The following is a 5,651-nucleotide window of genomic DNA, read 5'->3' as shown; positions in this document are numbered from 1 at the left end:
TTCCTTCTCTACCGGGGCTCCACGTCCTATTTCCCGGCCAGGCGATCTGTCCGCGTGTCTCCCCGAACGGCACCTTCAACACTCAGAAAGCTCGACCGTCCGGTTCTAAATCCCTGAGATCACTTCAATGCGTAACTACCGATCCATCAGCTGAGGACGTGGATGCCATCATGTTGACGAATAGGGACGGTTGGGCGGGCGGCCAGGGCGTCTTGGACTCGGATGGCGAAGGCTTCGTCGGCCAGCTCGGCGACCTCGTCGGCGGTGACCCAACGGAAGGCGGAGGTCTCGTCCGACTGTCGGAGGGAGCCGGCCTCGGCCTTGCAGCGGAGGACCAGGGCCACGATGCCGGGGGTCATGTTCTTGTAGACGCCGGTCAGGGCCGTTGGCGTCACCTGCAGGCCGGTCTCTTCCTCGATCTCGCGGCGGAGGCCCGTGAGAATATCCTCGTCTAGTTCCAAGACACCGCCGGGTGCCTCCCAGTGGCCGTTGTCTCGGCGCTGGATCAGCAGGGCTCGGCCCTGATCGTCAACGACGACTCCGGCCACGCTGACCGAGTGGCGACTGTCGGCCTTCACAGAAGGGCGGTTCCATCGTGGGCGCGGACGAAGGGGCCGTCCTCTCGGAGGGCGTCCGTCACCCGGATAGCCCGTGCTTCGGGCATGGCTTCGACTGCCTCTGACGGGAGCAGCCACGCGACCGATGTGGCCTCGTCTGTGGTGTGAGGTTCGCCGGCGACAGGGCGACAAAGAATGGCCAGCGAGACGACGCCCAGCTTCATGTTCTTGTACACGCCGGTCAGCCGCTCCGGCTCGACCTTTACGCCCGTCTCCTCAAACACCTCTCGGACGACACCTTCGTAAGGCGTCTCATCCAGTTCCAGGACGCCGCCAGGCGGCACCCATCGACCGTCGTCAGCTCTCTTAATCGCGAGGATCTTCCCATCGGCGCGCCTGACGACCCCCGAGACGCTGACAGAGTGCCTCGGCAGTTCAGGATCGGACTTCACTCTTCAGCCGCCCATTCGTAGGTCAGCTTCCACAACTGGCTAGGGAAGACATTGACGACGGCTTCTATGGGACGGCCCACACGGTCATAGGCAAGACGGACGACTTCCAAGACGTGCTGTGCAGAGCTGATGCGCAGGAAGTCAGCCTCTTCGTCCGTCGGCCGTCGGGACTCTATTTCCTCCGTGAAGCGGACTACTCGATGACCACGCTCAGCCAAACGTTCGTAGAGGCCGGTAGGACCCGTGTCAGGGAAGGCGATGTCAACGCCTCCGGCGATAGACATCGAGATGTAGGAGGCGGCCAACTGGACGGGGCGCTCGTCCGCGAACATGTGGCGCTTCCGGATGAGGGTCTTCTCGCCCTCTGGCAGGTCGAGCCGTGTCGCCACCTCGTCCGGCGGGTCAATTTCCTCGACCTGCTTTAGCTCCGTCTTTGGAGTCAAGCCCGGCCTTGCGCATGCCCTCGGCGAAGCTACTGCCCGAACCGTTACCGCGAGTCGGGATACGACGGATTCGCTGCACAGTAGGAATGTCGAGGACGAACGATCCAACCCCGCGTTCAGTGCGGATGAGACCTTCGGATTCGAGAAGGCCGATGGCCCGGCTGATCGAGGTCTGGTTGAGTCCGTACTTCCGAGCCAGCTCGGGCTGGCTCGGGAGCGCAGATCCTGGACCGTAGGTCCCACGGGCGATGGCTTCACGGAGATCGTCGGCCACCTGCCGGTAGCGCGATCTCGGGTGCTGCAGCGGCACGGGCCACCTCCGAAGCTGCGAAGACCTATGACAGCAAGCCTAGCGTCTAAGGTCGTCGAGTCCCCTTCTGCACAGGTCAGAGGCCACTTCAGAGCCAGACCTTGTCACTTATGACATATGCGTTAGGTTCCGCCTTGACTGCTAGCGACCGACCACGGACGCTCGCGAACCAACACGGAAGGCCCGGAAGGTGCCATCTCGGGCCACCGACATCTGGAGGTAGCCATCGTGACCATCTCCCCCATGCCAACGGCGCCGGCGCGGCTGTACCGGGTCAGCGAGGCGATGGAGTTGCTGTCGCTGTCCCGGTCGGTGATCTACGAGCTGATCCGGTCGGGTCGGCTGCGGTCGGTTCAGGAGGGCCGCTCGCGCCGGATCCCGGGTTCGGCGATCGCCGAGTACATCGCGCTGCTGGAGAGCGAGGCCAGCTGATGGCCCGCGAGCGCCGCAAGCCAGGCTCCGACCTAGCGGTGAGGCCCGTGGCCGCTGAGGGCATGTCCGCGGCCGGTCTCCGGATCCGGCTAGTCGGTCTGCCGGACGAGGTGTTGGCCGGGGCCCAGATCCTGGCCGAGGCGTTCGACCCAATTGAGGTGTCGTCGGACTATCCGTGCCGTGGCGCCTCCCGGAACGTGCGCGCCTATCTGCAGGTGCGTCTCAAAAGCCCCGGAAAGTAGAGCGGCCCTCGTCATGGCGACGCAACCGCCTGACGAGGGCCTTGATCGGACCTCGGGAGGTCCAACCCGATGAACCTTCATTCTGACACGTCGGGCCCGTTCTGGGTCGACGCGGAGTACGACCAGGAGTGCGCCAGTGACGGCGTCTCGCGATACGGCGCCTACGTGCGGGACCGGCTGAACAGCTCGTTCGCCGAGTGCTGGGACGGGACGTGGGCGGAGCCGTCGACCAGGCTGGCCGAGTTCGCGGCCGCGGCGTGTCGGACGGCGACCGGGCCGGTAATGGCGCCCGGCTACGTCCGCCACCAGTCGCGGGTGCTGAACGCCTGTGTGGAGCGGAGCCAGTGGGACGGAACGCTGGTCGCGGCCGTGAGCCTGGTGGCGCCCTGGCCGACGGCGCTGGCCCGGTCGTTCGACTGGCAGCGCGGCCGGTACTGGCGCGACTGGCCCACGGAGCTTCGCGGCGAGGGCTACAACTACGTCGACCCCACTGAGAAGGACGTGACCGAGTACCCGTTCATGCAGGCCAGTCTCGCACTGACGTTCGCGGTTCCGGTCGGCCTGTTGCCGGCGGCTCCGGACGGTCCGGCCGACGGTGTCGAGCACGCCGCCCGGCAGGCCGTCGCAGGGCTGGTCACCGAGCTGAACCGCGTGGTCGGGCCGGTCCTGGACATCCTGGAGGGAGGACGTTCGCGATGACGATCCTCAACAGGAAGCCGCCGACCTCCGACGCGCCGGGAAGTCCGGAGGAGCTGGCCCGTGAGCTGCAGCGGCAGCGGGAGCTGGCGGACGCGCGGCGGGTTGATGAGCTGGAGCGGCTCCGGGCGGAGGCCGGTCACGGGCGGACGTAGCCGAGGAGTCGCGGCTGGCCAAGCTGGCGCGGGCAGAGCGTGAGGCAGACGTCCAGGCCGAGGCGGAGCTGGCTCGGATACACCGACAGTTCCGAGCGGCCCGCGAGCGGACGCGGGTCAAAGCGCTGATGGCGCGGTCCGGGGAGGCCCATGCGCTGCGCCTGGAGTGGCTACGCAGCCGGAACCTGCACGTCCTGGTGCCGCTGCTGGTCGGGTTCGGCATCTGGTCGACGACCGGTGCCCAGCAGGGCGCCGCACGCATCATGCATGTCGACTCGCACAGTCCCGTGTGGTGGGCGCTGTGGGGCCTGGAGGCTCTGCTGATCGGCACGGTGTGCTGGATCATCGTCGTCCGCGCACGGCTGGCCGGTGCCGGCGGTGAGCTGTCGAGGCAGGCGGAGAAGATCGGTGTGGGCTGTCTGACCACATCGATCCTTCTCAACCTGGTCGCGGCCGTGCCCACCGGCCATGTGTCCGTGTGGGCGGTCATGGGGGCGATGTTCGCTCATGCGCTCGGGCCGGTCGGCGCGGCCGTGACGGCGCACCTCATCGGCGTGATCGACAGGTCGATCAACATGGCCGATCCCTGGCACGGCAAGGACGGTCAGGCGATGCCGCGGCTGGCAGAGATGGATCTGCGAAACGCCGAATCGGCCCTCGCCGAGCATGGCACCGCCGTACCTCCTCCGGGCGCTTCCGACAGCGCCGAGGAGGGCGGCGCAGAGAGCGCTGGCGTCGTCCCGGTGATGGCGTGGCCGCTTGCCAGCGGGCAGCGGCGGACGCTGTCGGTCATCGCTCGCCCCACCTCGGTCCGAACCACCGCCGAGGGCGGCGAGAAGAGGCCGCGAATCGGTGACGACCGGCCGCAAGAGCGGAAGTCGGAAGCGCCACGTAAGCGTCGTCCGAACAAGGGCGTCCGGGTTCCGGAGAGCGCGAAGCCCGCGGCGCCGCGTGCGCTCACCGACGAACAGCAGTGCGAGCGCATGGTCGCCGCGATCGACCGAGGCGAGCTGCCCGAGGACGCGTCCATCCGCCAGGTGCAGAGCGCTCTCGGCCTCGGGTTCGCGCGGGCCAAGAAGGTCAAGGAGCTGTAGGCCGAGCAGCTCGCGGACATCGAGCGAGCCATCGTCCAGGCGCTGCCTGAGCGGGACGAGCCGCCGGCAACGTCACGCGCCGAGCTGTCCGTGGTGGGCGGCGAGCGGCGATGACGACGTTTCGCACCGGACGCCGCGCCTGACCAAGAGCCGGATCTCTCCCGGTCCCCATCGTCTCGGGCACTTCCGCCTGTGACCAGCACAAAAGGGCCCCGCCAACGGTCCCTAGGAAGATAACGGCGAGGCCCACCTCAAGAGAGGCAGGTCCAAGTATGTCCGATCAGAGCCGGTCCAGCAGCGGAGGCACCGCGACCGCGCCCACGCCCTCAATGTGGGGCAAGAAGGGCCGCGGCTACCCCGAGCTGGCCAAGGGCGACAAGAAGTGAGCGGCAAGGCGTGCTGCCCGACGTGCGGTAGCGCGCAGAACGTGACCTACCAGGGCCGCGAGGGCGGCACCGGGCCGAGTCAGGACGTCTGGCGGTGCTCCCGGGACGGCGAGTTTCGCACCACCGCCAGCTGACGACACGCCCCCAGGGGGCCGGCTCCGGCCGAGTCGGCCCCCTCTCCCCCAAAACAACGCAGGAGTTTCTCCGATGTTGAAGACCATTCCCGACGCGTTGCGAGCGCGGATGGACCGCTCGGCCGCACGCCGCCGGTACGCCGACCTGCAGGACACCCTGAACGAGACGTTCGACGGCCTGTACATGGTCCAGGACCACGACGACCGGGCGGCGCTGCAGGACCGCGCCGCGCAGCTCACCGAGCAGCTGGCCGAAACGCACACCGTCGCGTGGGGCCGCGACGCCGACGCGGACGGACGGCCGATGGCCTACTCGCTGGCCGGCCAGGCGGCGTTGCTGCGCCAGGTCGCCGCGACCGAGCGCGCGGTCATCGGTGTGGTCCCCTGGTCTGACGCCGAGCCGTTTCCGGGTGACGAGTACAGAACCGAGCTGTTGGCCTGGACGGAACTCGCGCACACCTCGGCGCCTGACCGGCGCGCGTCCTGCTTGCGGCGGCTGCGTTCGCTGGCCGCTGAGCACCTGGGCGACCGCGCCGCCGAGGTCCTGGTCGTGCTCACCGAGGGCGAGGAGCATCGGGCCGGCGGCAGCACCAAACGCCCCTGCCGGTACCGGCTGTCGCGGGGGGCCTTCCCCCTGAAGTGTGGACATCTCGAGGCCTGGATCATGGATCCAGGGAAGGAGGTGTCTTTGATGGCGCTGAAGCACTATCCGGAGGAGTTCAAGACCGACGCGGTGGCGTTGTTCTTGTC

At 67.9% G+C, this 5,651-nt stretch carries 10 protein-coding genes; 6 read left to right on the top strand and 4 right to left on the bottom strand.

The genetic code is table 11. The annotated features are described in order from the left end of the window. Positions 1-146 precede the first annotated feature (146 nt). The 4 genes from E1298_RS43440 to E1298_RS50940 are packed head-to-tail and all read right to left on the bottom strand — an operon-like array spanning position 147 to position 1,762. Positions 147-578, bottom strand: a complete 432-nt coding sequence (locus tag E1298_RS43440) for an NUDIX hydrolase (protein ID WP_131903226.1) — start codon at positions 576-578, stop codon at positions 147-149. Next, positions 575-1,009 (bottom strand): NUDIX domain-containing protein, encoded by a 435-nt coding sequence (locus E1298_RS43435; RefSeq protein ID WP_131903225.1) that lies wholly within the window; start codon positions 1,007-1,009, stop codon positions 575-577. Before E1298_RS43435 ends, E1298_RS43440 begins: the two co-directional genes overlap by 4 nt. Next, positions 1,006-1,452: a UTRA domain-containing protein gene (locus E1298_RS50945; RefSeq protein WP_243726202.1), complete on the bottom strand. Its 447-nt coding sequence runs from the start codon at positions 1,450-1,452 to the stop codon at positions 1,006-1,008. Before E1298_RS50945 ends, E1298_RS43435 begins: the two co-directional genes overlap by 4 nt. Further along, positions 1,412-1,762: a GntR family transcriptional regulator gene (locus E1298_RS50940; protein WP_243726201.1), complete on the bottom strand. Its 351-nt coding sequence runs from the start codon at positions 1,760-1,762 to the stop codon at positions 1,412-1,414. Before E1298_RS50940 ends, E1298_RS50945 begins: the two co-directional genes overlap by 41 nt. 243 nt (positions 1,763-2,005) lie before the next feature. Between E1298_RS50940 and E1298_RS43425 the strand changes: the two genes are divergently transcribed. The 6 genes from E1298_RS43425 to E1298_RS43405 form a co-directional block, all read left to right on the top strand. Then, complete coding sequence (locus tag E1298_RS43425; RefSeq protein WP_131903224.1) at positions 2,006-2,194, top strand: helix-turn-helix domain-containing protein; 189 nt, start codon at positions 2,006-2,008, stop codon at positions 2,192-2,194. Positions 2,195-2,241: 47 nt separating this feature from the next. Then, positions 2,242-2,436, top strand: a complete 195-nt coding sequence (locus E1298_RS43420; RefSeq protein ID WP_131903223.1) for a hypothetical protein — start codon at positions 2,242-2,244, stop codon at positions 2,434-2,436. A 69-nt stretch (positions 2,437-2,505) separates the two neighbouring features. Further along, on the top strand, positions 2,506-3,135 hold the full coding sequence (locus E1298_RS43415; RefSeq protein WP_131903222.1) for a hypothetical protein: 630 nt from the start codon (positions 2,506-2,508) through the stop codon (positions 3,133-3,135). Next, the gene (locus E1298_RS48950; protein WP_165975945.1) at positions 3,132-3,287 is read left to right on the top strand and encodes a hypothetical protein; all 156 of its coding nucleotides are present in this window, start codon (positions 3,132-3,134) and stop codon (positions 3,285-3,287) included. The genes E1298_RS43415 and E1298_RS48950 overlap by 4 nt, the downstream gene beginning before the upstream one ends. A gap of 197 nt (positions 3,288-3,484) precedes the next feature. After that, positions 3,485-4,381 (top strand): hypothetical protein, encoded by an 897-nt coding sequence (locus E1298_RS43410; RefSeq protein WP_131903221.1) that lies wholly within the window; start codon positions 3,485-3,487, stop codon positions 4,379-4,381. A 593-nt stretch (positions 4,382-4,974) separates the two neighbouring features. Next, the coding region (locus tag E1298_RS43405) for a hypothetical protein (protein ID WP_131903220.1) at positions 4,975-5,651 on the top strand (677 nt) is incomplete at its 3' end.

The sequence above is a fragment of the Actinomadura rubrisoli genome (genome assembly GCF_004349215.1).
GTDB lineage: Bacteria > Actinomycetota > Actinomycetes > Streptosporangiales > Streptosporangiaceae > Spirillospora > Spirillospora rubrisoli.
Note: the sequence above shows the minus strand (reverse complement) of the source record. Positions and strands in the feature narration are given on the sequence as shown.

What these genes read in the sequence shown, in the direction of transcription:
- E1298_RS48950 (WP_165975945.1), top strand. Translation starts at nt 3,132, where the DNA reads ATGACGATCCTCAACAGGAAGCCGCCGACCTCCGACGCGCCGGGAAGT.
- E1298_RS43415 (WP_131903222.1), top strand. Translation starts at nt 2,506, where the DNA reads ATGAACCTTCATTCTGACACGTCGGGCCCGTTCTGGGTCGACGCGGAG.
- E1298_RS43425 (WP_131903224.1), top strand. Translation starts at nt 2,006, where the DNA reads ATGCCAACGGCGCCGGCGCGGCTGTACCGGGTCAGCGAGGCGATGGAG.